This is a genomic window from Shewanella sp. NKUCC01_JLK (genome assembly GCF_019345615.1).
GTDB lineage: Bacteria > Pseudomonadota > Gammaproteobacteria > Enterobacterales > Shewanellaceae > Shewanella > Shewanella oncorhynchi.
Map to the genome: position 1 here is coordinate 1 of NZ_JAHKRD010000008.1, position 26,654 is coordinate 26,654.

Below are 26,654 nucleotides of genomic sequence, written 5' to 3' on the forward strand. Positions count from 1 at the left end.
AGTAATCTTCATAGGTGGACCCGTCCTCTTTCTGATGAGTTTTAGCGACTACATCGTGGCCCATTGCGAGGCCGATTAAAAGTGGATGGGTCCATTCCATTATCCCTGTTTAACTGCCAGTTCGCCGTCCATGGCTCTCGTTCATAAGCTCAGAAACCCTAGGTTTCTATTCACCGTGTCGACGAGTCAATACCATGGCAAGCCTGTATGAGTGGAAATCAGCGAAAACAAAACTCCTAAATAACTGAAGTTACAGGTCCCACTAGACAACTCTCCAGCACTAACCAACATGTTCCAGCCGCAAACCGAGTTACGATGAATCCCCGCAATTAGCTCAAACCCAACCAATTAAAAATTTATATAAAACGGTTTTCTCACCACCAAATTACACAAAACGCTTTCCAACCTCCGAATACAAAAAAAGCGATAAACCCAGTGAGTTTATCGCTATTTTGCTGTCTTGTTATTTCAGCATTCTTAAAGCACTAAATCGCACTTGAATGCTGATAATCCAAATTCACTATGCCACTATAGGCCGCACCATTGCTGATGCGGCAATGGATTACTTAACGATTTCCATCTCGGCTAATAAATTGTCGGCATGATCTAAATACTTCATTACCCACAGCATATAACGGCTGTCGACATGAATAGAACGGTTAATCTCGTTATCAAATGCCCAACCGCCGATAATGCTTTCATACACACCGTCGAACAACAGGCCGACGAGTTCAGCGCGGCCGTTTAAGGTCGGTGAGCCAGAATTTCCACCAGTAGTATCTAAAGTTGATAAAAAGTTTACTGGTACAGAATCTATTGATTTCATATAGAAATCACCATATTGCTTCTGCTTAATCAGCTCTAACTCTTTCTTCGGTGCATCGAATGGGTCAACACCCGTGTCCTTTTGCACTATGCCTTCAAGGCGAGTGAATGGCACGGCCACTAAACCGTCTTTTGGCGAATAGCCTTTCACATGGCCAACTGTGACACGTAAGCTTGAGTTAGCATCAGCATACACTGGCTTACCTTGCTCTAGGTTGTAAGCAATAATGGCATCCATATATTGCGGACGCACCTTCATTAGTTCACCCGCTAATTCTTTTTCTTTCTTTTCTTCAGCCATATCTGTGTCATACATAGCGACAGCGAATTGAATGAAAGGATCTTTAGAAGCTTTAAAATCGGCAACGGATTTATCCATCCACGCCAGACGAACGTCTTTCTTACCTAACTCAGTTTTGGCGTACATTTTATCTAAGGTTTTCGAAAGCTTAGCTTCGCTAAACTTTTTATCGATACCAAAGGCTTTATCCAATGCGGGTAGGCGCTGATCTTCTGGCAGTGCGGCGTAGCGTTTTAGCATGTCGAGCAATACCGCTTTATCAACGCTTGGCGCATAACGACGGTCAATACGCTCCATGCTGGCTTTTAGACGTGTCATATCACGATCTTGGAAGCCCGGTTCACGCTGCATATCTGGCAGTTGTTTCTCGTTCGCGAGGCGATATAAGCTGCGCGCCGTCGGCAACATAGTCGTACTGCCTATGTAGCTTAAGATCATGTCACGCTCTTGATGCGTTTTGCCTTTGGCAATCAAGGCATCTAATTCCGCTAAGGTTTTACCGTATTTCGCTTCACGACTGCTGTCTTTGGCTATCCACGCCGCAAGCTTAGCTTCAAGGGCTTTACGGTCAGCCAACATGGTTGATTTACCGTAAAACTCAATCATAGAAGTGAAGTTTTTCGCGTAATTTGCAAGGCCAGCAATTTGACTCTCGTACTTAATACGCTCGTCGCTGCCCTCTGGCGCGGTTTCTTTAATGATCTCTATAAAGCGTTCACGCAGCATTTTGCCTTCGGGATAAGCCCACTCAAACTCATTTTGAACTTCAGTAGCTGTGCGATATCTGTTGGTGCGACCTGGGTAGCCTGCCACCATCACAAAATCACCCTCACTCACGCCTTTAGCCGATACTTTTAAGAAACTTTTTGGCTCGTATGGCACGTTGTCGCTGCTAAATTCTGCGGGTTTACCCGCTTTAGATACATAAGCACGGTAGAAAGAAAAATCGCCTGTGTGACGTGGCCACATCCAGTTGTCTACATCGCCGCCGTATTTACCCACGCTCGCGGCTGGGTTATAGACTAAACGCACATCACGGATTTCCAATTGCTTAACCAGATAATATTCGAGACCACCGTGAAAGCTATACACTTGGCAACGGTAACCATCTTCTTTTTCACATTCAGCAACTAACGCTTTTTCTTGGCTTTCAACGCCTTGATAGAAGGCGCTGCCCACTTTACCTTCAAGCCCGTTTTTAACTCGCTCAGTGACATTAGTTACATCTTCAGTCACATAGACACGTGAGCCAGGGGTCGCTGGTAATTCATCGGCGAAAGTCTTAGCTAAAAAACCATCCTGCAGCAGATTTTTCTCAGGAGTAGAGTTGTATTGAATCGCCCCATAGGCACAGTGATGGTTAGTCACGACTAGGCCCTTTGGCGATACAAATGATGCAGTGCAACCGCCAAGGCTTATCACGGCATTCATCGGGAATTCGGTGAGTTTAGAAATCGATTTTGCATCAATTTCAAGGCCTTTTGCTTTTAGCTCATCAGCCATTGCAGGCAGTTGATGGGGCTGCCACATACCTTCGTCAGCCTGTGCGCCAAAACTAGCGGCCACGGCAACTGTGAGTAACCATTTTTTCATTGTGTTAAGTCCGTTTTATGTGAATGAAGCCACGCGCAAGCTGGGCCATTTTCTCGTTTTAATAGCGTTGTTTTAATTTTAAATAACTGTGCTAAAACCCAGCATCACTCGCTTTAAAACCTAAAAAGCAAAAAGTCAGGCCGGGGCCTGACTTTATCACATGCGACACTCTCTATAACAGACTCTGAAAAACTCGCTTACAAAGCAAATACATTTAATCAAAGTTACCCTGACGCTTTCGCTAAAAGGCCTCACCTATCGCAATGAATTAGATCCCAACAAATAGCTGAGCACCCACAATCACGGCACCTAACAAACCTGCAATGACTAACGCAACAGATCCACCAGACACTTGATAACCACCGAGCTGCGACTGACGTTGACGCAGTGCCATAACAATGGGCAAGAAGATGATCATCATGACCAATGGTACGGCCGCAAATCCCAGTACCGCCACAAAGCCTTCAGGCAAATACAAGGCACACAAAACAGGCGGAATAAAGGTCAGTAACCAAGTTTGAATACGGCCGGCAAACGTTTCTTTGGCGCGAGTTAATTCGGCGATAAAGTCATATAAACTTAAGGTCACACCGAGGAATGAGGTCACTAAAGCTAAATCAGCGAATAATGAAATACATTTGCTGATCCAAGGTGTATGAGCAATATCCTGTAATGCCGTGACGAGTGAAGGTAGTGAACCTTCAAAACTATTCACCTCATATCCGCCGACTGTGCCTAAAGTCACCAATAACCACAGAACATAACAAGCAAGTGGGATAGTCGAGCCGATTAACAACACCTTACGCAGTGATACCGCATTGCCATCGAGATAACGCACTAAAGTGGCGATACAGACGTGGAAACCAAACGAAGTAAACACCACGGGAATTGCCGCCATCCAATTGCTGGTCATAGACTCGGCAATCGCGCCAGTTGCCATGCTAGCAATACTGACTTCGGGCAATAAAAATAATACCACCACCACGAGCAATAGAATCATTAACGAAAATAGGAAACGTGAAACTTTATCGACCCAAGCAACACCTAGCGCCGCAAAGCCACCGAGCACGAGTGTAAATAACAACACTGCGACTTGATTATCGAGCACGATATCGAACATATTCTTCGCTTTAAGCACTAATAACGAAGAGCCGCCGGTGAGATAAGCCGCGGTCAAAGCAAATAATAAACTCAGGAAAGAAGCACCTTGAATTATTTGACCTTTTTTACCCAGTAACTTACCCGTAATAGCATGCACGTTATCCCCCACGCCAGTGCGTAAGTTAATTTCGAGCATAAGTAATGAGGTATAGGCGGACACGCCCCAAATAACGACGAGTAACACTAAAGCAGGGATAATACCTAAAGCCGCTGTGGCTAAAGGTAACGCTAACATACCTGCGCCAATGGCCGTCCCGGCAACGATGGCGATCGAGCCTAACATTTTTGAATTCACACAATAGTCCTGTTCAATAATTAATTATTATTTTATTTGAGTAAGATTTGAACCGATAAAGCCTTGCGTCTTAAATCGAAATAAGCGACACATCACTTAAAGCATCCAATCAGATCTCGACCTAGCAGATCAATTGGCCCCAATAGCTTTTGAATGTTTCAACCCAGTAGCCATTGAGGCTAACTAAATCGATTATTGAAAAATGGCATGACTTTCAATTGTGATAGCCCAAATTAATGTACCGATATAAGCATCGATTAAATAGATAGTTTGGGACATTAACAGAGCCAAACCCAGTGGGCAAGCCAGTTGTGAACAAAGAAGGGTAGCAAACGGTACGGTAACAACTTAATAGCGCTGTGATAAACGAAAATATACAAGCCAACAAAATCGCTACCTTTGTTGAGAATATATGGGATGTAGCATTGAGCTTAAACCGAGGTAAAGCACATCTTTAACCATCGAGAGCGTGCAAAATATGGACTTAAACACAGCAAATATGTTTAAGCCCAATCACATCATGTTGAGAATTAATTAACTCAGAATGTTAATTTACAGCTCAGTCCACGCCATAGCCCAAGAAGCGCCAACACCTGGCTCAAATCCTGTGGCAGAAGCCGACCACTGCACGCAATAGCCGCTATAAGGGAATGGCTTACATTGATACACTTTGCCATTTTTAGGCTGTAACACTGTAGTACCTGCAACGTAACCTTTCATGCCTGCTGGGAATACAAAATCAGCTTCTGGAGCAGGAGCTTGATCCTTTAAGAAGAGATCAAAGTTCTGCTGAATAACATCACCTTGTTTAGGCTCAGCTTTTACCTGCAAATGATAATGCCCAGCTTTAGGCTCAACAACGTCTAACACTAAGCTTGCGCTGGTATTGTTAACAGTTTGGCTCACAAAACCTGCCGCTGTGCCATCATGGCTAAACAAATACGCTGACACTAGCATCTCGGCGTTACTGGTCACATCAAAGCTGACCTTCGCCGCACCATCGATAATTTGATAATCGTCAGCAAGTGAAGTGACTTCTAAGCTGTTGCCCGGAGCAGGAGCTAAATCAAATCCCACTTCGACACGCTCAATACCTGAGTTTTTCGCTGTAAAAATGTCGTTTTTGCCATACACAGGCTCAATCACACCCGATGCATTTTTTTGTCCCGCTTTTAACTGGGACTGCTGGGCATTAATCGCGCTCGCTAATAGGAAAGGCCAATTTTGTTTATCACCTTGAGTAGCATCGCTAATGGTAATGACTGTTTGCTTAGCCGCTTGCTCACCATTGGCGTCAAACACCCGGGTCATCACTTTATCGCCTGCTTTTAGATTGAGTGACGGATTGATATCCCCCACATCTTGCCATTCACTCGGCACAACAGGACCCGAGCCCAAGTTCACATCGATAGCATTGTAGAAACTATTCGTCGTATCTCCCACTTCCCACACTGCCAAGATCACTTGATAACCACTGCGACCTTCTGGCACGTAGCAGTCATGGGTCACTAACTTAGGCGGCTGTTCCATACCACCATCAACGACGCAAAAGGGGGCTAAGTCAAAGCTCGCTCGGCTCAAAGCTTGGTTTGGGTTCCAATCTTGGCGAGTTAAATAGTAACGCCAATTACGGGTGACATGATTTGCTGTGAACTGCCAACTGAACTTATTCCAGCCCGCTTTAATATCCGTCTTTGCCCAACGGCTCGGACTTTGTTCATCCAAAGGTGAAAAAGCACCATTGCCAGCACTCGCCAATTTGCCATCAGCAGGACCTGATTCAGGAAAACCCGATGGCCCCTCAACACTTTGCGGCTCCCATTGCACCGCGCCACAATTAGCATTTTTACCTGTTTTACAGGCATATGAACGCGATTCAGGTGCCACAACATAACCGTGCGCCTGCGCAGAGATACTCACAAACGCATTCGTCGCCATTACTGCCGCGGCCAATAAACTCAATTTAGAAATAGGGGAAAAAACAGTAGGATTTGCCACTTTAATGCACTCCATTGATTGCCTATCATCCTAAACATAATGATAGGCTTAGATATAAAAGTGGTATTTGGGCAAACAACAGCATTAAACAGCAGTCGTTTATCTTTCACAGAAATCGAATTCTGCGGCAACTCCGCTATCTTAGTTCACTAAAAAATCCATTTACAACCTTAGACCGGAAGCTTTGCGTCCTAACTTTTCAATTAGTTTGCCAAATACAGTCGTTATCATTGAGTCACTACGAGTTAACAGTATGTAACTAAGTAGAAATGACTTGGCTAAATTAGCAACAAAAGACAACGTTGTCAAAAAATAATTCATTTATATTCATTAAGTTACAGAATGTGGATCGGTATTTTTCTGACACCCGTCAAACATTTATCAGCACCTACTGTTATAAACTCGTGCTTGAAACTAAATCTTACCTAGGTATAATGCCCACCTCGCTTCGGGGGAGTAGCTAACTGGATTTCGAGCCATCGTCATCTAGGGTGAACATCAACATACTTGGCAACATGCCATGGTGTTCACAGCAAATCATAGATTTGCCCAGCAAGACCTGAGCACAATGACCGCACCTAGGGGTGGACGGTTTATTGTGCTTATGTCATAACCACCCCTAAAGGATCACACTTGGAAGCCCTACTTGCCTCAACCTTTACGGTTGCTATCGCCGAAATTGGTGATAAAACTCAATTACTTGCACTAATCCTCGCCGCAAGATTTAAAAATAAAACCGCCATTATTTTAGGTATTTTGCTGTCGACATTATTTAACCATTTTGCCGCAGCTTGGATTGGCCAATGGGCGATTAACTGGGTAAGCCCAGATCTGGCACGTTATTTAGTGGCTGCGTCATTCTTTGCGATCGCTCTTTGGGTGTTAATCCCCGATAAAGTCGATGCAGAAGAGAGCCGTTTCTATAAAATGGGCCCCTTTCTCGCCACCTTTATCCTGTTTTTTATCGCCGAAATGGGGGATAAAACACAAATCGCAACTGTGGTATTAGCCGCAAAATACGATTCATTAACTATGGTGGTTGCAGGCACAACCTTAGGCATGCTGCTTGCTAACGTACCCGTAGTGATCGCAGGCCACTTCAGCGCCGAAAAATTGCCTATGTTGTGGATACACCGTGGCTGCGCCGTATTGTTCGCACTCTTAGGCGTAGCAACACTGTTCTTCTAAGAATCGAGGCTGGGGTTTTGCTGCAGAATAAAATCTCTTCACGCAATATTTTATTCTTTTAAACCTAACCGTTTTGCAAGTCGGTGCAAATTACCTGTATCGATTTGCAATATTCTTGCACACGCAGCCCAATTTTGTTGATTCGCGGCTAAAACTTGACGAATAAGTTGACGCTGATATCTCTCAGTCGCAGCCTTAAGCCCCAGCATAACACTGGAATTCTCTTGCGATTGTCCCTCACGACAGGCCGACTCAGACCTAAATGCTAATTCACTGACTAGCGTTGCGGTATCTGATGGCCTATCTTCGTCGACTGTTTTGTGTGCTTGATTCATCAAAGAATCGAGCTGAAAATGTTTATTACTTAAGCTGATGTAAGCCGTTTTTAGCTCGGCTTTCGCCAACACCGCAGCCCTGTGTATCGCATGCTCTAGCTCACGCACATTACCCGGCCACGTGTATTGCTCTAATAACTGCTGCGCTGCGGGTGTGATATTGATATGGGTGAGTCCTAACTTCGCTTTACAACGTTCAAGAAAAAAACCTGTCAGCATGACAATATCTTGCCCACGCTCTCTTAATGGTGCTACGTGGATAGGAAATACGCTCAACCTATGGTAAAGGTCGAAACGAAAACGCCCTTCCGTTGCCTCTTGGTGCAAAATTCGATTAGTGGCGGCAATAATCCGAGTATTCACTTTTAGGCTCTTATCACTGCCCACTCGCTGTAATTCACCGTATTGTAAAACCCTCAATAACTTAGCTTGCAGCCCCAAGGGAAGCTCCCCGATTTCATCTAAAAACAAGGTCCCCTTGTCAGCGAGTTCAAACTTGCCTTGCCTATGACTGATAGCCCCCGTAAATGCCCCTTTTACATGTCCAAATAACTCGCTTTCGGCGACGGACTCAGGCAATGCAGCGCAGTTCAAATAGATAAGTGATTTATCGGCTCTGGTCGATTGATTATGTATCGCCGCGGCCACTAACTCCTTACCCACGCCAGTTTCGCCAGTAATTAATACCGATAAATCAGTGCCTGCCACGGCACTTATCTGCTGCTTTAGCGATTGGATCTGTTTGGATTGCCCTATGATCTCCTGCTGACTAGCAGGACGATTGAGCACCTCAGTGCCATTGGAAACTTCAACAACTTGGGATTCTAGCTGTTGCATCAATAACGCAGTATTAAGACTGGCTGCGGCCAGTGCGCTGATCACACGCAACTCGCTATCACTAAAATCATCAAACTGATGAGGGTTGAAACCATCAATGGTGAGCGCCCCAATTAAGCGATCGTTCGCGATTAGTGGTAAACCAATGCAAGCATGTACATGTAAGTTCGCACTATGATGTGGAATTAAACCATCATACGGATCAGGAAGTTCACTGTCGGCCGGGAAACGAACCACATCGCCAGCACGGGCGATAGCCTCTAATCTCGGATGTTCACTAATTTGAAAGCGCCGCCCTAACACTTCGGCAAAGAGCCCATCTATCGCCAAGGGGACAAATTGCTGCTCCCGAAATGCCAATAATGCCGCAGCATCACAATTGACACGCCGCCTGACCACTGCCAACAAACGCTCAAATCTGTCTTGCGTCGACACGCCGACAGTTAAATCTAAGGCTAACTGAGTTAAATCAGCATGGGCACTCATAGTACATCCACAGTCAAATAAAGTCATATTGACAACAGTGTAATGTCAATTTGACTAATATCAAATTGTCATTATGACATCAGCAAGTGATTTAAAATGTTGAAATACGCTAATACCAATAAAAATCAAAACCTTAAAATATTGGCATGGTGAGTGCAATAAGAGATTTAACTAAATAAGCAAGATTTACGTAGCGCATTCATTATTAATTATCACAGGTGTATTTATGACTATTCATGTAAAAAACAATATCCACTGGGTGGGTCAACGCGATTGGGAAGTGCAAGATTTTCATGGTACTGAGTACAAGATAACTAAAGGCACAAGCTACAATAGCTACCTTATCCGTGAAGAAAAAACCGTGTTAATTGATACAGTTGATCATCGGTTTAGCCAGCAATTCTTACAAAATCTTGAAGCTGAAATTAATTTAACCGACATAGACTATATTGTGATGAACCATGCAGAGGAAGACCACTCAGGCGCCCTGACTGCATTAATGGCCAAAATTCCTAACACACCAATTTACTGCAGTGAAAATGCGGTCGACTCCATTGTAGGACATCACCACCACCCAGAATGGAATTTCATTACCGTAAAGACAGGTGATAGTTTAGCAATAGGCAATGGTAAGCAACTGATATTTATCGAAGCACCTATGTTGCATTGGCCAGATAGCATGATGACATACCTCACCGAAGATGCGGTTTTATTCAGTAACGATGCCTTTGGCCAGCACTATTGCGATGAACATTTATTCAATGATGAGGTTGATCAAAATGAATTAATGGAGCAATGCCTACGGTACTACTCAAACATTTTAACGCCCTTTAGCAGCCTAGTAACGGCTAAAATTCACGAAGTATTAAGCTTTAATTTACCTGTAGATATGATCGCAACTTCACACGGCATTGTGTGGCGTGATAATCCAGCCCAAATTATTCACCAATATTTAGCTTGGGCCGACGCTTATCAAGAAGACCGCATCACGATTCTCTACGACTCTATGTCCAATAATACTCGCATGATGGCCGACGGTATTGCTCAAGGTATCCATGATATTGACCCCAATGTAGCGGTAAAAGTGTATAACGTCGCACGTCATGATAAAAACGAAATCCTTGCACAGGCATTTAGGTCAAAAGGTATTTTAGTCGGCTCATCCACCATGAATAATGTGATGATGCCTAAAATTGCCGCCATGCTTGAAGAAATCACGGGCCTGCGTTTTCGCAATAAAAAGGCGGCAGCTTTTGGTAGTTATGGCTGGAATGGCGGCGCAGTCGATAGAATTCACACTCGTTTGATGGATGCTGGTTTCGAAACTTCAGTGGGATTAAAAGTCAAATGGCGTCCCGATCGTGATGCGATGCAAGAATGCCGTCAGCACGGCCAGCGAATCGCGCGAGAATGGGCATTGCGTCCCCTCGATAGCGCTAATAGTCGCTCTATCATTAATCAAGTCATGTCAAAACCTAGCCAAGCCACCACGGCCAGTCAAACAGCTGAAAATACTGCTACTAATAACGTCCCTATGACTGCACCGATTGCAACAAAAGCGTGCGAATTAAATGATACACAATCAATGATTTGCACCGTTTGCCAATGGGTTTACGACCCTGAAAAAGGAGAACCTAATCAAGATATCATTGCTGGCACACCTTGGACTCAAGTGGCCGAAGACTTCCTCTGTCCCGAATGTGGCCTAGGTAAAAGCGTTTTCGCTGTCATAAAAAATGAGGTGACTAATGCCTAAGCCAATCGTCATTATCGGCAGTGGATTCGCGGCATATCAGCTAGTCAAAACACTGCGACGTTTAAACCGCGAACAACCGATTACAGTTATCACAGCCGACTCTGGTGACGAATACCATAAACCAGATTTAAGCCATGTGTTTAGCCTTAAAAAAATGGCGTCAGACCTCATAAAATTGACCGCGACTGAATTTGCACATGAGCAACAAATTGATGTGATAAATCACTGTGAAGTCATAAAAATAGATAAAGTTCGTCAGGTAGTATGTTGCCATCAAGGACGCGAAATTGCGTACAAAAAATTAGTGCTTGCCACAGGTGCACGGCCCTTTATTCCACCTATAGAGGGGGATGGCGTCGATATCATCCATACAGTTAACAGCTTAATGGAGTATCAGGCCTGCGAAGCAGACATCCATGGTGCGAGGAGAGTACTGGTTATCGGTGCTGGTTTGGTCGGAGTTGAACTGGCAATGGACTTAGCAACTGCAGGTAAGCAAGTATTTTTGGTCGATCCACAAGCGAGCTTAATGCCGAATATGCTACCCGAAATGTTAAGCCACAAACTGACCGCTGTACTAACGCAGCATAACGTCACAGTGCAATTGCAAACCCGAGTCAGCCAACTGCAACACCAAGATGGCAGTATCTCTGTGTGCCTAGATAATGACCAGCGGTTTATTTGTGATGCGGTTATCTGTGCAGCGGGACTTCTCCCTAACAGCCAACTTGCCCAGCATGCGGGGCTAGAGGTCAATAAAGGTATCGTCGTTAACGAATACTTACAAACCAACGATGCCCATATTTATGCGCTAGGTGATTGCGCCCAAATCAACGGCCAAAATAGGGCCTATTTGCAACCTGCGTTACTGAGCGCCAATGCGCTGGCGAACACATTACTGAACCAACCGACAGCAGTGAATTTTCCCGCCATGCTCATTAAAGTGAAAACGCCACTGTTACCTATGCAACTCAGCGGTATAACAGTGAATGGCGTCCATCGCTGGCAAGTCGATATTGATGCTCAAGGAAGCAGTATTAAAGCATTCGACGTGGATGAAACATTTATAGGATTTATCGTAACCGAGGATAAAATGCAGCAAGCATTTGGATTGTTAAAGCAGCTAAATAGCCCTAACGCGGCACTCATCGTGGCCTAAGAGCACATTAACGAGAATGTTAATATTATTGTCGCTGATAATAAAAACTGAGTAGAGGCTTTCTACTCAGTTTTATCGTTTCTACTATTATTCAAACATTCGCAACAGCAATAGTTTAAAGACCTAATGCCAGTTTAATACGTTGTCCGTAATCCGCATCGGCTTGAGTAAAATGCGCCACCATACGTTGCTGCACATCTAAACTCGCTTGACTTAATGAACCCGAAATTGTTGCCACTAGGCGCGCTTTCTCAGCTTCAGAGAAGATGCGATACAAATTACCCGCTTGGGTATAATCGTCTTGGTTATAACGACTGTAACGCGCCGCTTCACCTTCTAAACGCAATGGTGGTTCGCTAAAGTTTACTGGCTCAACCAAGGCATCAGCAGTGCTGTTCGGGCCATAGTTTGCCGAAGCGTCGCCACCAGTTTGACTGCCATGATAAGGACATTGTGTACCCGCCATCGCACCTGCACGTTGATGGTGATTTGCCTTAGCGGCATGCGGGCAATTCACTGGCAATTGGTTGTAGTTAGCACCAATGCGGTAACGCTGCGCATCGGCGTAGGCAAATAAACGCGCTTGTAACATCTTGTCTGGTGAAGCCCCGACGCCTGGGACCAAATTACTAGGTGCCAATGCCACTTGCTCAACTTCAGCAAAGTAGTTTTGTGGCAGACGATTCAGTTCTAATACACCAATCTCAAGTAATGGATAGTCGCTATGCGGCCAAACCTTAGTTAAATCAAATGGATTGATATGGTAAGTATTGGCATCTGCCTCAGGCATAATCTGCACATTAACCGTCCAACGCGGGAAGTTTCCATCAGTAATAGCAACCACCATATCGCGCTGTGATGAATCGGGATCAATCCCTTTTAATTTATCAGCCTGTTCATTAGTTAAGTTGACCACGCCTTGCTGCGATTTAAAGTGGAACTTCACCCAGAAACGCTCGCCCTTGGCATTCCACAGCGAGAAAGTGTGTGAACCATAACCATGCATTTGACGGTAGTTCGCCGGAATACCACGATCCGACATCAAAATGGTTACTTGATGCATAGCTTCAGGATTCAATGACCAAAAGTCCCACATAGCCTGCGGATCTTTTAAGTTTGTCTTAGGATTACGCTTTTGCGTATGAATAAAGTCTGGAAACTTAATCCCATCTCGCAAGAAAAAGGTCGGCGTATTGTTACCCACGATATCGTGATTACCACGGGCAGTATAAAAACGTAAACCAAAGCCACGTGGATCGCGCTCTGCGTCGGCAGAACCCATTTCTCCACCTACGGTTGAGAAACGAATAAAGGTTTCGGTTTGCTTACCAACACCATTGAAATGGTCAGCAATGGTGTAATCGCTTAAATCTTTAGTCAGCGTAAATGTGCCGTAAACCCCTGTACCTTTGGCATGCACGATACGTTCAGGAATACGCTCACGGTTGAAATGGGCTAACTTTTCAATTAAATGCCAATCTTGTAATAGCAAAGGACCACGTTCACCCGCCGACAGTGAGTTTTGATCATCGGCCACTGGGGCACCGTTTTGGCTCGTTAAGTACTGACTTGTTTGATGTTGTTGACTCATGCCCTGCTCCTTAGTCTTGATTGCTGGTTAACCAGGTTTCAATTAAATCGTAAATGGTGGCCATGGTTTATCTCCTTGGCTGCGACGTGTTGTCGATGGAGCAAGAATAGAGAATTACCACTTTAGAATAAAACGATTAAACTAGATTTTCATAATCTAAAAAAAAGATTAAGAATGGGTTTGGCAAGACAGTTAATGAATTACACGGACTCACAGCCAATGGTCCGCTCACATCACTTAAGATGCTGTTGAAAAACCAAATAGCTGCTCAGGACAATGGAGCGAAGTGCGGTGCGAGAAAGCGGAGTTAAGCTGATACACCATTAACTGCTGGATAAGTCAGCTTCACGATAAAGCTTAACCAAATAATAAGTATCAATCAGCACGATAAAAAAGTTAACTAAGGCAACAGGATAAGCCCCAATTGCCACACCGTAGGCCACAAATAAAGCCGCACCAATGAGATTCCACCAGCGCAGTTTCTTAATGTTTGACATCATCAGTGATATTGCAACGACCACTGAAGCTAAATAACCAACCCATTCCCAAATTGTAGCGTTATCCATATCCAATCCTTATCTATATATTATTTAAATCAAACGATTGATACGCCAATCACACCACAGGTAATAAGCTGGCTCATTGCATTTAGCGTTTAACGACAGCCGCCGTCATCCGTGAAATACAAGTCAGTTCACCCGCACTGTTGTGGATTAAAATCTCCCATACAGAGCTGCGCTTCCCTAAGTGGATAGGCTTAGCCGTGGCGGTTAATACCCCATTACGGGAAGCCCGTAAGTGGTTAGCGTTAATTTCTTGACCGACACAATAGTACTGCTCAAAATCCACCGCGAAATTTGCCGCATAGCTAGCAACGGTTTCAGCAAGCGCGACATTCGCGCCACCATGCACTATGCCCAAAGGGTTATGCACCGCCGGACTGGCTGGCATAGTGGCCTTCATGTAATCGTCGCCAATCTCACTGATCTCAATTCCTAAAGTCTGCATCAAGGTGCCTTTGCCACCCATACCGGCGTCTAAACGCGCGCAATCCTCTAACGTTACAGCTCTAAACCAAATACTCATTGCAGCTTCCTAGTCAATAAAACCAATCAGCAGTTTACTGTGAAGTGGATGAAGTTCAACTAGTTTACTCTCAGCTAGTCACATCTATATCGGCAAAAATAAGGCTCAAACTAACCAAGATTTAGTGGTACTTAGCTGACTAAACCAGACAAGAAATAATCCCCACACCACGACTACACTTGGCATAATTAACGCGTCGGCTCCTAGCACCACAGCCGCTTGCTGAATGCAAAATACATAGGTCATTTGCAACAAAATAGCGATAAGCGAGGCGACCAACACTTTATAAGCAATTAATTTTCTGAATAACAATAATAGACATCCTAGAACCCCTGAAACTACGGCAAAGCCAAACACAGCATCAATCCAAATTGGCGTTGTTTCATAGAGTGTAATTTGATCTGGGCTCATCTGTGCCAGTGCATCTGGCGTCATAGTCATTTGCATAACAAAAGCCATCAGCCCCATGATATTCCACAACAAACTGAGCGTTGCGACAAAGTAAAACCACAGTGGCGCCTTGATATTCATGGTTTTCAGCGGATTTGAGGTGGTATCCATACTCACTCCTAATAAAAACTGAAAAAAAGAGATAAAAAAGGGATGGTTAACCATCCCTTTGTTTCAGTCTAGCTCACAAATTGCACTTGTGAGTTAACCCCATATACAGGTTAACGGCGACGACGCTGCAAACCAAACAAGGACATCAGTGCTAAACCTAAATAACCTAAAGCACCGCCATCATCTTTAGGCTTTGGCTCAGGTTTTGGCGGCACTACTGGCGCAGGATAACTTAAAGCAACAATCACAGGATCATGATCCGATGCAGAAAAAGCATTTTCAGATTTAGCCAGATCACCAGAGAACTTCTTACCGTATTCAAACAGGCTAGATTCCACTGAGTTGATATGCCAATCTTCAATATCCACTAAACGTTTGGCTAAGCTAGCATTGGCTAAAGCATGATCTAAGTTACCTAACTCGCCGTTATAGCTATAAGAGAAAGTGCTTGCACCGTGGGCTTTCGTGTTCAAGTTGATAAAGCCATAACCTTTTTCAATCTTGCTGCCTTGGCGTTCAAACACTTTGCCGTCGAGCGTCGTCCACGAAGCGGTCAGGATGTCACGCTCTGACTTGCTCGCATCGAAGTCGGTTAGTACACGGATAGGATCCTCCATACCATAGGCATTCATATCACCGATGATCAGTAAGTCGCCTTTCACGTCTTTTAGCGTTTCACCCAAGACTTTGGCTGCAGATACGCGGAAAGCATTACACTTGCCCTGTTGATCGGCCGGATCAACTGACTCTTCGAAGTTAGCCCAATCTTCTAAACAGCCTGAGCCTTTAGATTTCAAATGGTTAACGACTACGGTCAGAGACTCATCATGGATTTTAAAGGTTTGCGCTAAGCTGTGACGTTGATAAGCATCATTGCCAGGGTTAGTCTCAGTTTTGCCATCTTTTGTGCGAGTCACGCTGCCAGCACTGGCGTGCTGTTCTGGAGTACCGATAACTTGTGCTGCCCCCGCTAAAGCCACTTTACCACCACGGTATAACATGCCGACAGTAATCGCATCTGTGCCAAAGTACTTGCCGTCATACTTATCAGCATCGGTGATTTCAACAAAGCTATAGGCGTTTTCAGGCGTCTGCTTGTCATTTAGTGCATCGACTAAATCCTTAATCGCACTCTTCTCACCAAAACCGTTGTTAGCAATTTCCATCAAACCGACGATATCGGCGTTCATGGCGGTAATAGCGCTAACGATTTTAGTACGTTGTAGCACCATTTCTTCCAGCGTTAGGGCGCCACGGTTACTGCCTGATGGATTGGTATCGCCACCATCAACATCGTTAAAGAAGTTCAGCACGTTAAAGCTAGCCACGCGCAGATCTCCCTTAGTTGCAACACTTGGGGCTTCGGTTCTATCGTCACCACGGATAAAATCACCCGCTGTAATAGTATTAGTCGCCACTAAACGATAAGCGCCGTAGCTGTAACCAATCACACCTTGCAGGTTAGTCAGTTGATCGCCAACACGGATGTAACCCGTTTCCACATTGAAATCAGGGAAGTATGGAATAACACCATTGGCAGGCTTGTAATCGGATTCGATAAAGAGTTGGTTTTCGCGGTTAGATTTAACTAATGCCGTTGCTTCAGCAGAAAGCGCTGGATACAGCTGTGTCGGCTTCATCAAAGGTGCTTGATATGACACTAGCATGTTATTGCGACTACCCGCATAGTCGAAGCTGAAGGTGCGGCTGATTTTAAGATCGCTGCCCGCATCTAAGGCCACATTCATGCCTTCATAGCGCTCTAATGCTTGCGCTAAGGTTTCGCCATCGGCCACATAGAAAGGTGCGGCAACAGGGACTTCACCCTTAGCGCCAACATCAAATTTCTTATCGGCTTTAATATCGATTTGAGTTAGGCCAAAGTATTCTTTCACTTTACCCTGCACACACACTTCAACCCCTGGTTGAATCGCTTCAGGTGCAGCTTCACCTAAGAATACAAATACACCATCAGAGGTATACGGTGAGTTATCACCCTTAACTTCTTGTAAGTAAAAACCTTTAAACAAGCTTTCACCACGGGCAGTCACTACGCCACGCACAGTCACTTCGGCTTCAGATTCGAATGCCCCTGCTGGTACAAATGGGCTCGACTCGCCCGCACCTTGTACTTGATAAATAGGCACAATTTTAGCGCCAGTACAGCTAAAGAGCGGCACTTCTGGCTCAGCAGGCGTTTCTAGAGAACCTAAACCAGAGAAGGTATCTTTAGGTAATTGTTCCCACTGGGCGGCATTAAATACTGTATTCGCCACTAACGCATCTAATTTACGTTTTAAGGTAACGTCTAATCCCCAACCCGTTGGCGTCGGCACATCACCAATAATATCGATGACTGCATCATCTTTCATTAAGGCAACCGCATCACCGCCATTAAAACTTAAACTACCAGAGTAACTATCAACCCCTTGAGCAACAGTAATAGTACCGCTAGTATTTAAAATAACTTTTGTCGATTTTGCCGCAATAGTTTGACCACCTAAAGCCACCATATCCGACGCAACAGTAGCACCATCTTTATAACGAACCAGTTTATAACCCGCGAGATCAATTGCCGTATCGCCGCTGTTATACAGTTCAATCGCTTTATTATTTGAGCTACCTTCAACATATTCGGTGATCATCACATCTGCGCTTGCCATCATAGGCAAAGCCGCTGCAACAGCTAAAGAAATAGCCGTTAATTTATTAACATTATCCATATCATCAACCCCATTATTATAATATTGCCGCTAACTTCTATTAACGTGCGAGCGGATTATTTCAGAGTTGAATGCGTAAAAAAAGAGGGCAAGATCGCACATTGCCAATGTAACACATTGATGAGTAACTAATTATAGACTTCTCACTGTTCACCTAACAGAACAGGATGGTAAATCAAAAGTATTAGCCATGTAAAAACAAACAGTAAGAACAATACACATAAGCTCAAAGCATTTGGCATCCTGCTTAAATAACAATCAATATTTTAATGTGATATTTTGATGATATTATTCAGTATGCAATACCCAATAAAATATAAGGAACACGGGTCCTTAAAAGGTAATGGATATAATTAAAACTTAATTTAGCATTCATTATTTTGAAATAAACATAACAGTCAAACTGCTAAAGTGGATGATTTATACCCTTGGTTATTGCAGCAGATTAATGTTGATGATGGGTATAAAAATGAAACACAGAGCCAGTCTGAGAACCAACGGCTGTAAGATAGTGAGCTAAATATTAAAACAATAATGCGAATTTTACAGACAAAAAAATACCGCTCATTTAGGAGCGGTATTTTCAATTGCGGCGTATTACACGTCGCAGCTAATCAATTACTTTTTAGCAGGTTCAGCTACTGGCGCCGCAGAAGCTTTCTCGATTGATTTCAACTCAACTTCGAAAATCAACGTAGAGTTTGGTGGAATAGTACCAGTATCACGTACGCCATAGGCTAATTCTGATGGGATCACAAACTTGTACTTAGCGCCAACAGGCATTAATTGCACGCCTTCAGTCCAACCTGGAATAACGCGATTCAAAGGGAACTTAGCCGCTTCGCCGCGTTTATAAGAACTATCAAACTCAGTACCATCAAGTAAAGTACCGACATAATCCACTTCTACAGTGTCTTCTGCGGCAGGCTTTTCACCCGTGCCTGGAGTTAATACTTCATATTGTAAGCCAGACTCAGTTGTCACTACACCAGGCTTAACCTTGTTTTCTTCAAGGAATTTTTTACCATCTTCGATATTTTTCGCAGAAATCGCTGTTGCTTGTTCCTGACGTTTATCGTTTAACTTTTTATCTAGACCTTGAAGAATGGTTTGCATTTCTTCTTCGGTTAAACTTAATTGGTCATTCAGACCATTAGTGAAACCAGTGACGATCAGAGTGCGATCAACTGGCAGGCCTAATTCTTCTTGCTCTTTGATATGGCCAGACATATAACGACCGATTGAAGCGCCTACACTGTAAGCTTCTTTTTGAGCTTCAGTCGTTAATTCAACATTTGTACTCGTAGCTGCTTTTTCTTCTTGATTACAAGCAGATAGGCCAATAATAGCCAATGCAACTAACGATAATTTATAAATCGATTTCATTAAAGCTTCCTCAGCATCCTCAAGCGGTTACAATAACCTAAGCGTGACAACTTTATACTAGTTATCTCGGTTATACCAACTAGATTCTTTATGGGTTAACAGTGATTAATGTCACTTGATCAAGTCTAAAGACAACAACTTAGGGAGCAAGTTCATGAAGAAAAATCTACTGCTGGTAATTTGCACAGTTTTTCTAATCGCTTGCCACCCCAAAGCAGAAGATATCAGTGTTCTCACAACAGAGCCCAGCTATAGCGCGAGCCTATCAAGTAATGGGCAATTCGCCTTAGTTGCCACTCAAAGTAGTGGAGTTCAATGCTGGGATCTCAGTACCCACACCCTCAAATACCAATGGATACATGGCGATATTAATACTGGCGTCACAGGTACAGCGATTTCTCCCAACGGGATATTTGCAGCATCGTTAAGCCGAGATTCAGTTGCTATGTGGAAAATAGCCGACGGTAAGCCTTTGGGCTGGTGGTCCTTACCTTCATCCGGTGAAAGTGTCGCGGTAGCCGATAATGGCACACTACTTATTGGTTTAAATGATGGTTCAGTCATGTCGCTTAATGCCGAAAAATCTGCCTTAATCAAATTTCTTGGACATAAAGAGCGCGTCAATAGTGTTGCCCTCTCTGCTGATGGCCGATTAGCATTAACGGGGTCAAATGATATGCAGGCGATTCTCTGGCAGGCACAAACTGGCCAACCGCTTCATACGTGGACACTCGGCAGCCGTATAACCAAAGTGGCACTCAACGACAGTGGTAGTTTAAGTTTTACCAATGGCAGCACAGATGAAGCAAAAATCTGGGATAACACAAGCGGTAAGCTGTTAAATAAGCTGGATATTACCCGTCGCCAAATGAACTTTTCAGCGGTGAGGTTTATCAAACAAGACAGCCAGATATTAACAGGTACGCCAGCGCGGGAAGTTATACTCTGGCAACGTGACTCGGGTAAACAAATTGAAAAATGGCAGGTTGCACTCACTAAAAACAGCCAAAATCGAGGAGCCGTTGTATACTCTGTGGCAATTCGAGATACCAATAAAGTCGTTAGTATCAGTAGCCAAGGCTTAGTTGAAACTTGGCAGAAATAGAGGTTAGCCATGCAAGGCGTACAAGCACAGATTGAAGATCTAGAAACCAAATTGGCTTTTCAAGAGCTCACAGTCGAAGAATTAAACCAAGAGGTCATCAAATTAAATCGACTGGTGGCTCACCAGCAACACCAAATTCACATGTTAATTGGTAAGTTGCAGGACATGGAACCAAGTAATATGGCGACTCAGGCTGAAGAAACGCCACCACCACATTATTAACACTGACGCTTTAGATGTTAACTTTGATTAAAAAAACAGTTACTGCAAAATATCCAGGGAATGCGATGTTTAAACATTTAATGCCAAAAGAAACCCCAACTCTATTACCCATAGCGTTAGTGGATGAACCCATTCTAAGGCAGACTGCAATCACAGTGCACCATTTCGATGCAGAGCTCGTGCATCTTGCCGAGCAAATGTCTGCCAGCATGGACGCTGCCAATGGCGTTGGTATCGCAGCCCCCCAAGTTCACAGCCCTTTAGCCTTATTTATTATGGCTTCTCGCCCTAATGAGCGTTATCCCGACGCGCCTAATATGGCGCCTGTGGTCGTGGTTAATCCGCAAATCATTAATGCATCAAGCGAGTTGGTCAGCGGAGAAGAAGGCTGCTTATCTGTACCGGGGCAAAGATTTACGATACAAAGACATCAAGCCATTGAAGTACGCTATCAAAATTTACAAGGCGAGTGGCAACAAACCGAATTAACGGGCTTTATTGCACGGATTTTTCAACATGAATTTGATCACCTTCAAGGGATCACATTACTCGAGCGTTCACTTATGCCAGAACAGACTCAGGCGATTTCAGCCCAATCCATCAAAAAAGGTGAAGCGCAATAATGAAACTGTCCTTCGTTACACCTTTTTCTCGCGCATTTATTGCACCAACCTTGGCAATGGGATTGGTTTTAAACTTATCGGGCTGCGCTTATAACAGTATTTTCATTAATTATCCTGCGCAGATCGAACCACTCAAACAAGAGCTTAATAGTGCGACTCCCATGGCCGATATCGACAAACTTGCCAGTAATATCAATGGCAATGACGGCTTACTCTATGCCCAAGAAGCGGGACGTATTGCTCAAGTCGCCGGCGATTTTGCTGCCAGTAAAAAATATTATCAGCAAGCAGTAGATGCTTATACCGCCTTTGATGATAAGGCCAAAGTCAGCGTTAGTGACATTGGCGCAACAGCCAGCAGCTTAGTGTTAAACGACAATGCGATTCCGTACAGAGGCCCTGGGTATGAACGCATTATGCTGCACCAATACCAAGCTCTTAACTATTTGTTTAGTGGCGACTATCAGGGGGCTCTCGTCGAAGTTCGTCGCAGTAACGAACTACAGAGCAGCGAGCAAGAACGCTATCAAAAATCACAAAAGTCAGTTCAAGCCATGGCAAACGGCACCATAGATGCCGAGGTTAACAAACTAGGACAAGCCGCGGGCACAGTCACCAGTTCTTTCTTAAACGCTTACAGTTATTACACCACTGGCGTACTGCACGAAGTGCTGGGTGAGCCGAACGATGCCTATATCGATTATCGTAAAGCAGCACAAATCACTCCAGATAACACCTATTTACAGCAAGATCTGGTCCGCCTCGCCAAGCAACTCGGCATGCCACAGTATGATGAGTTTAAGCGCCGTTGGGGCGATGCTAAATTGCCCAACCCCAAAGATGGCCAAGTAATTTTGATGGTCGAGCGCGGCTTTGTGCCAGCAAAACAAGCTCTCACGGTACCTTTTACTATCCATGGTAACTGGCAGACAGTGTCACTCGCTACCTACATGCCAAACAATACTTTTGTGCCAGAGACGCAAGTGCAAGGTTTAGGTACAGTGCTGAAAACTGAACCTATTGCCAATATCGATGCCTTAGCCATCACAGCACTCAAGGAAGATCTGCCCGCGACGCTAGTTCGCCAAGTCGCTAGGGTCTATGCTAAATCTGAGATGGCCTATCAGATTGAGAAGAGTGGTAAACCAGGGAACAATGCTGCCGATATTGGCAGTATAGCGATGCAGATTTTTAACGTAGTAACAGAACAAGCGGATCGTCGTAGTTGGCTGACGCTCCCTAAACAAGCACAGATCGGGCGGCGTTATTTGAGTGCAGGTGAATACACTTTGCAGTTAGACAAAGCGCCACCGGCTAAAATTGATGTTGCAGCAGGCAAAACCACCTTAGTCTGGGCAATTGATACTGGTAATTACACCCGAATTTATTCAATAATCATTTAGCCTAGCGGTTGTGGTATTTGAATAAGACGTGTGTCATTAAGTTTATACAATCACAAAATGGAACTGACTATGAAACAATTTAAACTGATTTTTGTACTGGCTGCCGTTATGGGTCTAGCTGCATGTCAATCTAAAGTCGAATATGGCGATGCCACAGAAGTTGAAACCGTCAATGAGAACTTTGGCTCGACGGATCTACAAGCTATTGCAGCCAAGATGGTGGATAGCATGATGACTTTCCCTCCTATCGTGGCAATAACAGCCAATGACCGCCCGATTTTATTTGTTGATAGCATCAAAAACAAAACCTCAGAACATATCGACACTGAGTCTGTCACTGACTCTATCAGTAACAAATTATTGCGCTCAGGCAAGTTCCGTTTTATCGACATGACTAAAGTAGATTCAGTCCGTAAACAACTGGATTACCAAAACAACACTGGCATGGTTGACCCATCAACCGCCATCAAGTTTGGTCGTCAAATTGGCGCTCAATACATGTTATATGGCAATTTATCTAGCATAGTGAAGCAAGACGGTAGCACTAAAGACGTCTACTATAAGATGACAATGCGTTTAATGGATTTAGAAACAGGCCTTATCGAATGGTCTGATGAAAAAGAAATCCGTAAGATGAAGTCTAAGTCTTTCTTAGGCATGTAATTGTCCTATTGGCACTTAATTCTGCCAAACAGTAATCTCAAGAAGCCAGCGTTAACGCTGGCTTTTTTTTACATTTTTAACATTGGTAATCCAAGGTAAATAAGGTAGTGTACTCGGCCAAAATACACTGCGATGATGATGCTCAAAATTGGCGCTGGCGCGAGGGATAATTTGCCACAAAGGCAAACCTACACACACGATATTGAATGCAAACATCCAAGCAGAAAACAAAACAAATCGTTGAAGGATTTAAGTTGTGAACTTGTTTAAAGCCAGTCTCGTTGCCCTTACCTGCGGCACATTAATGTCGTGTGCAACCCAAAGTACACTCAATACGGGTCCACGTGATGCTAGCGCTTATATTAGCCAATATCAGGCTGCGCTTCGCTCGCAGGTCATCTCCGATATTCACTATGACTTGGATTTTCAGCTCACAGGGGACGCCGAGTTTTCCGCCACCTCCAAAGTGACATTTCAATTAAGTGAAGTGCCAAAACAACTGAGCTTAGATTTAAACAAGGCGCAGATAAAACGCTTTATCATCAACGGTACCGCCGTATACCCCAATTACAATGGCGCTTACATCAGCTTAAATACGCGTTTGCTCACCTCAGGTGAAAATACCATAGAAGTGCAATTTAGCCGTGCCCACAGCACCAATGGTGAAGGTTTACACCGTTTTAAAGATCCAATCGATGGCAAGGTCTACCTCTACTCTCATTTTGAACCCGCTGCAGCTCAGCAGATGTTCGCAGTGTTCGACCAACCGGATCTCAAGGCTAACTATCAAATTACGGTAACAGCGCCCAAAGACTGGCAAGTCATTAGCTCGATGCGTGAAAGCCAAATCACCCCAGCGGGTGCTTACAATCGTTGGACTTTTCCACAAACACCTAAGCTAAGCCCATATAACTTTTCGATGCACGCGGGCCCTTATCACATGTGGCAAGACAACTCAGGCCGCTATCCTATGCGCCTGTTCGCCCGTCAATCCGTTGCTAACCAAGTCACGGAGCAGGATTGGTTTACCTATACAAAACAAGGGTTAACTTTTTTCGATAATTACTTTGGTATTCCTTACCCCTTTAAGAAATACGATCAAATTCTAGTGCCAGACTTCCTTTATGGCGCGATGGAAAACGCGGGCGCAGTGACCTTTTCCGAAGATATCTTCCTTCATAAAGCAGCTATGACAGCAGATCAGAAGCAAAATCTTGCGGGCGTGATCATGCACGAAATGGCGCACCAGTGGTTTGGCGATCTCGTCACCATGAAATGGTGGAATGGCTTGTGGTTAAATGAAAGTTTTGCTTCATTTATGGGCACACTTGCGACTCAAGAAGCCACAGAGTTCACCAATGCTTGGCGTACCTTCTACGCTAAAGGCAAGCAAAAAGCCTATGAGCAAGACAGCTTAGTCACCACGCACCCCATTGAAGTACCAGTAGCAACAACCCAGAACGCCTTCGACAATATCGATGCTATCACTTACCAAAAAGGCGCATCAACGCTGAAACAATTACGCCATTTACTCGGGGACATGGTGTTTCGTCGTGGCGTCAGTAACTATTTAAAACAATACAGTTATCAAAACGCTGAGTTAGACGATTTTATCAATAGCCTAGGGAAAGCCGCTGGCCGCGATTTAAGTGCATGGACTCAAGAATGGCTCTACAGCGCGGGCGTTAACACCATCAAGGCGGAATATCGTTGTGAGGGCAACCGAATCAGCGAATTTAGCCTACGACAGCTCCCTGCAAGCGCAGAGCTACCCACATTACGTGAACAAAAAGTCCAAGTGGCTTTATTTACCCAAGGTCGCTTTGATCTGCGAAATGACATTACAGTGCCAGTGACTTACAAAGGCGAGCGTACTGAAGTTAAACAACTGATTGGTGAGCGCTGCCCTGACCTAGTCTATCCAAACTTTGATGATTGGGGCTTTGTGAAAGTCGAGCTTGATGACAAGTCATTTAATACCGCAAAACAACAACTGAGTAATATTTCCGATCCACTACTGCGATCTATGCTGTGGCAAAGTCTGTGGGACAGCGTCCGCGAAGGTAAATTGAGCTTAGATCAATACCTAAGCACAGTGTTTGTTAACGCGCCTGCTGAGACGGACTACACGATTGTTGGTCAGATCATCGATAGCATGTTGCGCTCGAAGGAATATCTCGCGCAGATCGCCCCTATTCAGCAAAACTACGCTGAAAATGCAATTAAAGGCTTAAGCCAAATGAGTCTGAGAAAAGCAATGGAAAATAAAGGCGATAATGATTTCCAACGGATCTGGTTCAATGCCTATGTCAGTTTAGCAAGCGACAGAGATTCACTGCGTCATTTAGCACAACTCATTGATGGTGAAACAAAAATTAAGGGGTTAACTTTAGATCAAGATTTACGATGGGCAATCATCACCCAGCTTAATCGCTATGATTTTCCTAACGCGCTGCAGCGCTTAACCAAAGAAGCTGCCAAGGATAATTCAGACTCTGGTGAAAAAGCGGCACTTGCGGCACAAGTGATCCGCCCTGAAGCGGCCGCAAAACGTCGTTGGTTAAGTAAAGTACATCTAGACAGCCTACCTTTCTCCAAACAGCGGATTATTATGCAAAATCTTTATCCTGCTGAGCAAAAACTATTAAGCGCGGCTACAGCGGAAGAGCGTCTGGCGAGCTTAATGGATATGGACAAAAAAGGGCCTGTATTTATGCGTAATTATAGCCATTTCCTCATCCCAACCGATTGTAATTACACTAGCATAGCGGCATTGGACAAAGTACTTGATCGCCAAACTGGGCTATCTAACCTTACCCGCCGTAATCTACTGGAAACCCGTCAAATAGAGCAGCGTTGTGTGCTGATCAAAAATAAGATGACCCACTAATATTTAGGTCATTTTAAAATTAACAAGGGGCTCCTAGGAGTCCCTTTTTTATGTTCTATTACAGATGAGTCTTAAACTTGAACCAGCACACAAGATGCTACCTGCGCAAAATTAAGCTCACTAACCTTTGATATAAACAAGCCAGCATTCTGAATAATGAATTAATCACACTCACAACCAGTGACATATTTAATTAAATTGTTAGCTTGAGCTTATGTATTTTAACGGCTTACTGACGATAACTAATGTTATTTATCACCTGTAAAATATTATTCATCTCTTCAGTTTAGTCTGCTAAGTTCCATCAGCTCATCAAATAAACAACCGCTGACGCAATCGTTATTGATATAAAAATCATGTAATTATTAAATTCATAAATTATGGGCGTCACTTCTAAATTTATTACTATAATTCTTCAATGATTTAATGTTTTGCCCCGTACTGCCGCTATACTAAAACAACGTTAG

Annotated in this window: 19 protein-coding genes and 1 riboswitch; of the genes, 9 read left to right on the top strand and 10 right to left on the bottom strand. The window is 44.1% G+C overall.

Translation table 11 applies throughout. The annotated features are described in order from the left end of the window. Window positions 1-562: 562 nt before the first annotated feature. The 3 genes from KO537_RS09900 to gbpA all read right to left on the bottom strand — a co-directional run bounded on the left by KO537_RS09900 (window position 563) and on the right by gbpA (window position 6,173). Window positions 563-2,719, bottom strand: coding sequence for a S46 family peptidase (locus tag KO537_RS09900; RefSeq protein ID WP_168824932.1), 2,157 nt, complete (start codon window positions 2,717-2,719; stop codon window positions 563-565). Between the two features lie 268 nt (window positions 2,720-2,987). Beyond that, a complete protein-coding gene (locus KO537_RS09905) occupies window positions 2,988-4,163 on the bottom strand; it encodes an aromatic amino acid transport family protein (protein ID WP_219234465.1) in 1,176 nt (391 codons plus the stop codon). A gap of 564 nt (window positions 4,164-4,727) precedes the next feature. Next, window positions 4,728-6,173: an N-acetylglucosamine-binding protein GbpA gene (gbpA, locus tag KO537_RS09910; RefSeq protein WP_219234407.1), complete on the bottom strand. Its 1,446-nt coding sequence runs from the start codon at window positions 6,171-6,173 to the stop codon at window positions 4,728-4,730. Between the two features lie 123 nt (window positions 6,174-6,296). After that, window positions 6,297-6,396, bottom strand: a riboswitch (cyclic di-GMP riboswitch). A 410-nt stretch (window positions 6,397-6,806) separates the two neighbouring features. On the opposite strand from gbpA, the gene KO537_RS09915 reads away from it, so the two are divergent. Continuing rightward, a complete protein-coding gene (locus KO537_RS09915) occupies window positions 6,807-7,361 on the top strand; it encodes a TMEM165/GDT1 family protein (protein WP_131524629.1) in 555 nt (184 codons plus the stop codon). A gap of 50 nt (window positions 7,362-7,411) precedes the next feature. Here the strand turns inward: KO537_RS09915 and norR are convergent, their stop codons facing one another. Then, a complete protein-coding gene (gene norR, locus KO537_RS09920) occupies window positions 7,412-9,019 on the bottom strand; it encodes a nitric oxide reductase transcriptional regulator NorR (protein WP_219234408.1) in 1,608 nt (535 codons plus the stop codon). Between the two features lie 226 nt (window positions 9,020-9,245). Between norR and norV the strand changes: the two genes are divergently transcribed. Then, the gene (gene norV / locus KO537_RS09925) at window positions 9,246-10,775 is read left to right on the top strand and encodes an anaerobic nitric oxide reductase flavorubredoxin (RefSeq protein WP_028761590.1); all 1,530 of its coding nucleotides are present in this window, start codon (window positions 9,246-9,248) and stop codon (window positions 10,773-10,775) included. Further along, window positions 10,768-11,934, top strand: coding sequence for an NADH:flavorubredoxin reductase NorW (gene norW, locus KO537_RS09930; RefSeq protein WP_219234409.1), 1,167 nt, complete (start codon window positions 10,768-10,770; stop codon window positions 11,932-11,934). Before norV ends, norW begins: the two co-directional genes overlap by 8 nt. Window positions 11,935-12,049: 115 nt before the next feature. On the opposite strand, the gene katB is transcribed toward norW, so the two are convergent. From katB to fkpA, 6 genes are all read right to left on the bottom strand, one after another. Continuing rightward, complete coding sequence (katB, locus tag KO537_RS09935) at window positions 12,050-13,525, bottom strand: catalase KatB (protein ID WP_173246491.1); 1,476 nt, start codon at window positions 13,523-13,525, stop codon at window positions 12,050-12,052. 323 nt (window positions 13,526-13,848) lie between these two features. After that, window positions 13,849-14,091 carry a YgjV family protein gene (locus tag KO537_RS09940; protein ID WP_028761593.1) on the bottom strand — a complete coding sequence of 81 codons (243 nt, stop codon included), beginning with the start codon at window positions 14,089-14,091 and terminating at the stop codon, window positions 13,849-13,851. A gap of 82 nt (window positions 14,092-14,173) precedes the next feature. After that, entirely contained in the window at window positions 14,174-14,611 is a 438-nt protein-coding gene (locus KO537_RS09945; protein ID WP_028761594.1) for a PaaI family thioesterase, read from the bottom strand. 105 nt (window positions 14,612-14,716) lie between these two features. Then, on the bottom strand, window positions 14,717-15,172 hold the full coding sequence (locus tag KO537_RS09950; RefSeq protein ID WP_168824920.1) for a hypothetical protein: 456 nt from the start codon (window positions 15,170-15,172) through the stop codon (window positions 14,717-14,719). Between the two features lie 110 nt (window positions 15,173-15,282). Then, window positions 15,283-17,895 (bottom strand): extracellular exonuclease ExeM, encoded by a 2,613-nt coding sequence (gene exeM / locus KO537_RS09955; RefSeq protein ID WP_168824918.1) that lies wholly within the window; start codon window positions 17,893-17,895, stop codon window positions 15,283-15,285. Between the two features lie 618 nt (window positions 17,896-18,513). Then, window positions 18,514-19,281 (bottom strand): FKBP-type peptidyl-prolyl cis-trans isomerase, encoded by a 768-nt coding sequence (fkpA, locus tag KO537_RS09960; protein ID WP_105250047.1) that lies wholly within the window; start codon window positions 19,279-19,281, stop codon window positions 18,514-18,516. Between the two features lie 154 nt (window positions 19,282-19,435). Between fkpA and KO537_RS09965 the strand changes: the two genes are divergently transcribed. From KO537_RS09965 to pepN, 6 genes are all read left to right on the top strand, one after another. After that, complete coding sequence (locus KO537_RS09965; protein WP_219234410.1) at window positions 19,436-20,386, top strand: hypothetical protein; 951 nt, start codon at window positions 19,436-19,438, stop codon at window positions 20,384-20,386. Between the two features lie 9 nt (window positions 20,387-20,395). Beyond that, complete coding sequence (locus KO537_RS09970; protein WP_006080410.1) at window positions 20,396-20,608, top strand: SlyX family protein; 213 nt, start codon at window positions 20,396-20,398, stop codon at window positions 20,606-20,608. A 65-nt stretch (window positions 20,609-20,673) separates the two neighbouring features. Beyond that, entirely contained in the window at window positions 20,674-21,231 is a 558-nt protein-coding gene (gene def / locus KO537_RS09975) for a peptide deformylase (protein WP_105252985.1), read from the top strand. Next, on the top strand, window positions 21,231-22,634 hold the full coding sequence (locus tag KO537_RS09980; RefSeq protein ID WP_113939848.1) for a hypothetical protein: 1,404 nt from the start codon (window positions 21,231-21,233) through the stop codon (window positions 22,632-22,634). Before def ends, KO537_RS09980 begins: the two co-directional genes overlap by 1 nt. Before the next feature lie 69 nt (window positions 22,635-22,703). Beyond that, window positions 22,704-23,297, top strand: coding sequence for a penicillin-binding protein activator LpoB (gene lpoB / locus KO537_RS09985; RefSeq protein ID WP_173246506.1), 594 nt, complete (start codon window positions 22,704-22,706; stop codon window positions 23,295-23,297). A 256-nt stretch (window positions 23,298-23,553) separates the two neighbouring features. Then, entirely contained in the window at window positions 23,554-26,187 is a 2,634-nt protein-coding gene (gene pepN, locus KO537_RS09990; protein ID WP_105250049.1) for an aminopeptidase N, read from the top strand. Window positions 26,188-26,654: the final 467 nt, after the last annotated feature.

Excerpts from the sequence above, each read along its gene's own strand:
- def (WP_105252985.1), top strand. The coding sequence starts at position 20,674 with ATGTTTAAACATTTAATGCCAAAAGAAACCCCAACTCTATTACCCATA.
- norV (WP_028761590.1), top strand. The coding sequence starts at position 9,246 with ATGACTATTCATGTAAAAAACAATATCCACTGGGTGGGTCAACGCGAT.
- lpoB (WP_173246506.1), top strand. The coding sequence starts at position 22,704 with ATGAAACAATTTAAACTGATTTTTGTACTGGCTGCCGTTATGGGTCTA.
- KO537_RS09900 (WP_168824932.1), bottom strand. The coding sequence starts at position 2,719 with ATGAAAAAATGGTTACTCACAGTTGCCGTGGCCGCTAGTTTTGGCGCA.
- KO537_RS09950 (WP_168824920.1), bottom strand. The coding sequence starts at position 15,172 with ATGGATACCACCTCAAATCCGCTGAAAACCATGAATATCAAGGCGCCA.
- KO537_RS09940 (WP_028761593.1), bottom strand. The coding sequence starts at position 14,091 with ATGGATAACGCTACAATTTGGGAATGGGTTGGTTATTTAGCTTCAGTG.
- KO537_RS09965 (WP_219234410.1), top strand. The coding sequence starts at position 19,436 with ATGAAGAAAAATCTACTGCTGGTAATTTGCACAGTTTTTCTAATCGCT.
- KO537_RS09970 (WP_006080410.1), top strand. The coding sequence starts at position 20,396 with ATGCAAGGCGTACAAGCACAGATTGAAGATCTAGAAACCAAATTGGCT.
- KO537_RS09905 (WP_219234465.1), bottom strand. The coding sequence starts at position 4,163 with ATGTTAGGCTCGATCGCCATCGTTGCCGGGACGGCCATTGGCGCAGGT.
- fkpA (WP_105250047.1), bottom strand. The coding sequence starts at position 19,281 with ATGAAATCGATTTATAAATTATCGTTAGTTGCATTGGCTATTATTGGC.
- KO537_RS09980 (WP_113939848.1), top strand. The coding sequence starts at position 21,231 with ATGAAACTGTCCTTCGTTACACCTTTTTCTCGCGCATTTATTGCACCA.
- exeM (WP_168824918.1), bottom strand. The coding sequence starts at position 17,895 with ATGGATAATGTTAATAAATTAACGGCTATTTCTTTAGCTGTTGCAGCG.
- norW (WP_219234409.1), top strand. The coding sequence starts at position 10,768 with ATGCCTAAGCCAATCGTCATTATCGGCAGTGGATTCGCGGCATATCAG.
- norR (WP_219234408.1), bottom strand. The coding sequence starts at position 9,019 with ATGAGTGCCCATGCTGATTTAACTCAGTTAGCCTTAGATTTAACTGTC.
- katB (WP_173246491.1), bottom strand. The coding sequence starts at position 13,525 with ATGAGTCAACAACATCAAACAAGTCAGTACTTAACGAGCCAAAACGGT.
- KO537_RS09945 (WP_028761594.1), bottom strand. The coding sequence starts at position 14,611 with ATGAGTATTTGGTTTAGAGCTGTAACGTTAGAGGATTGCGCGCGTTTA.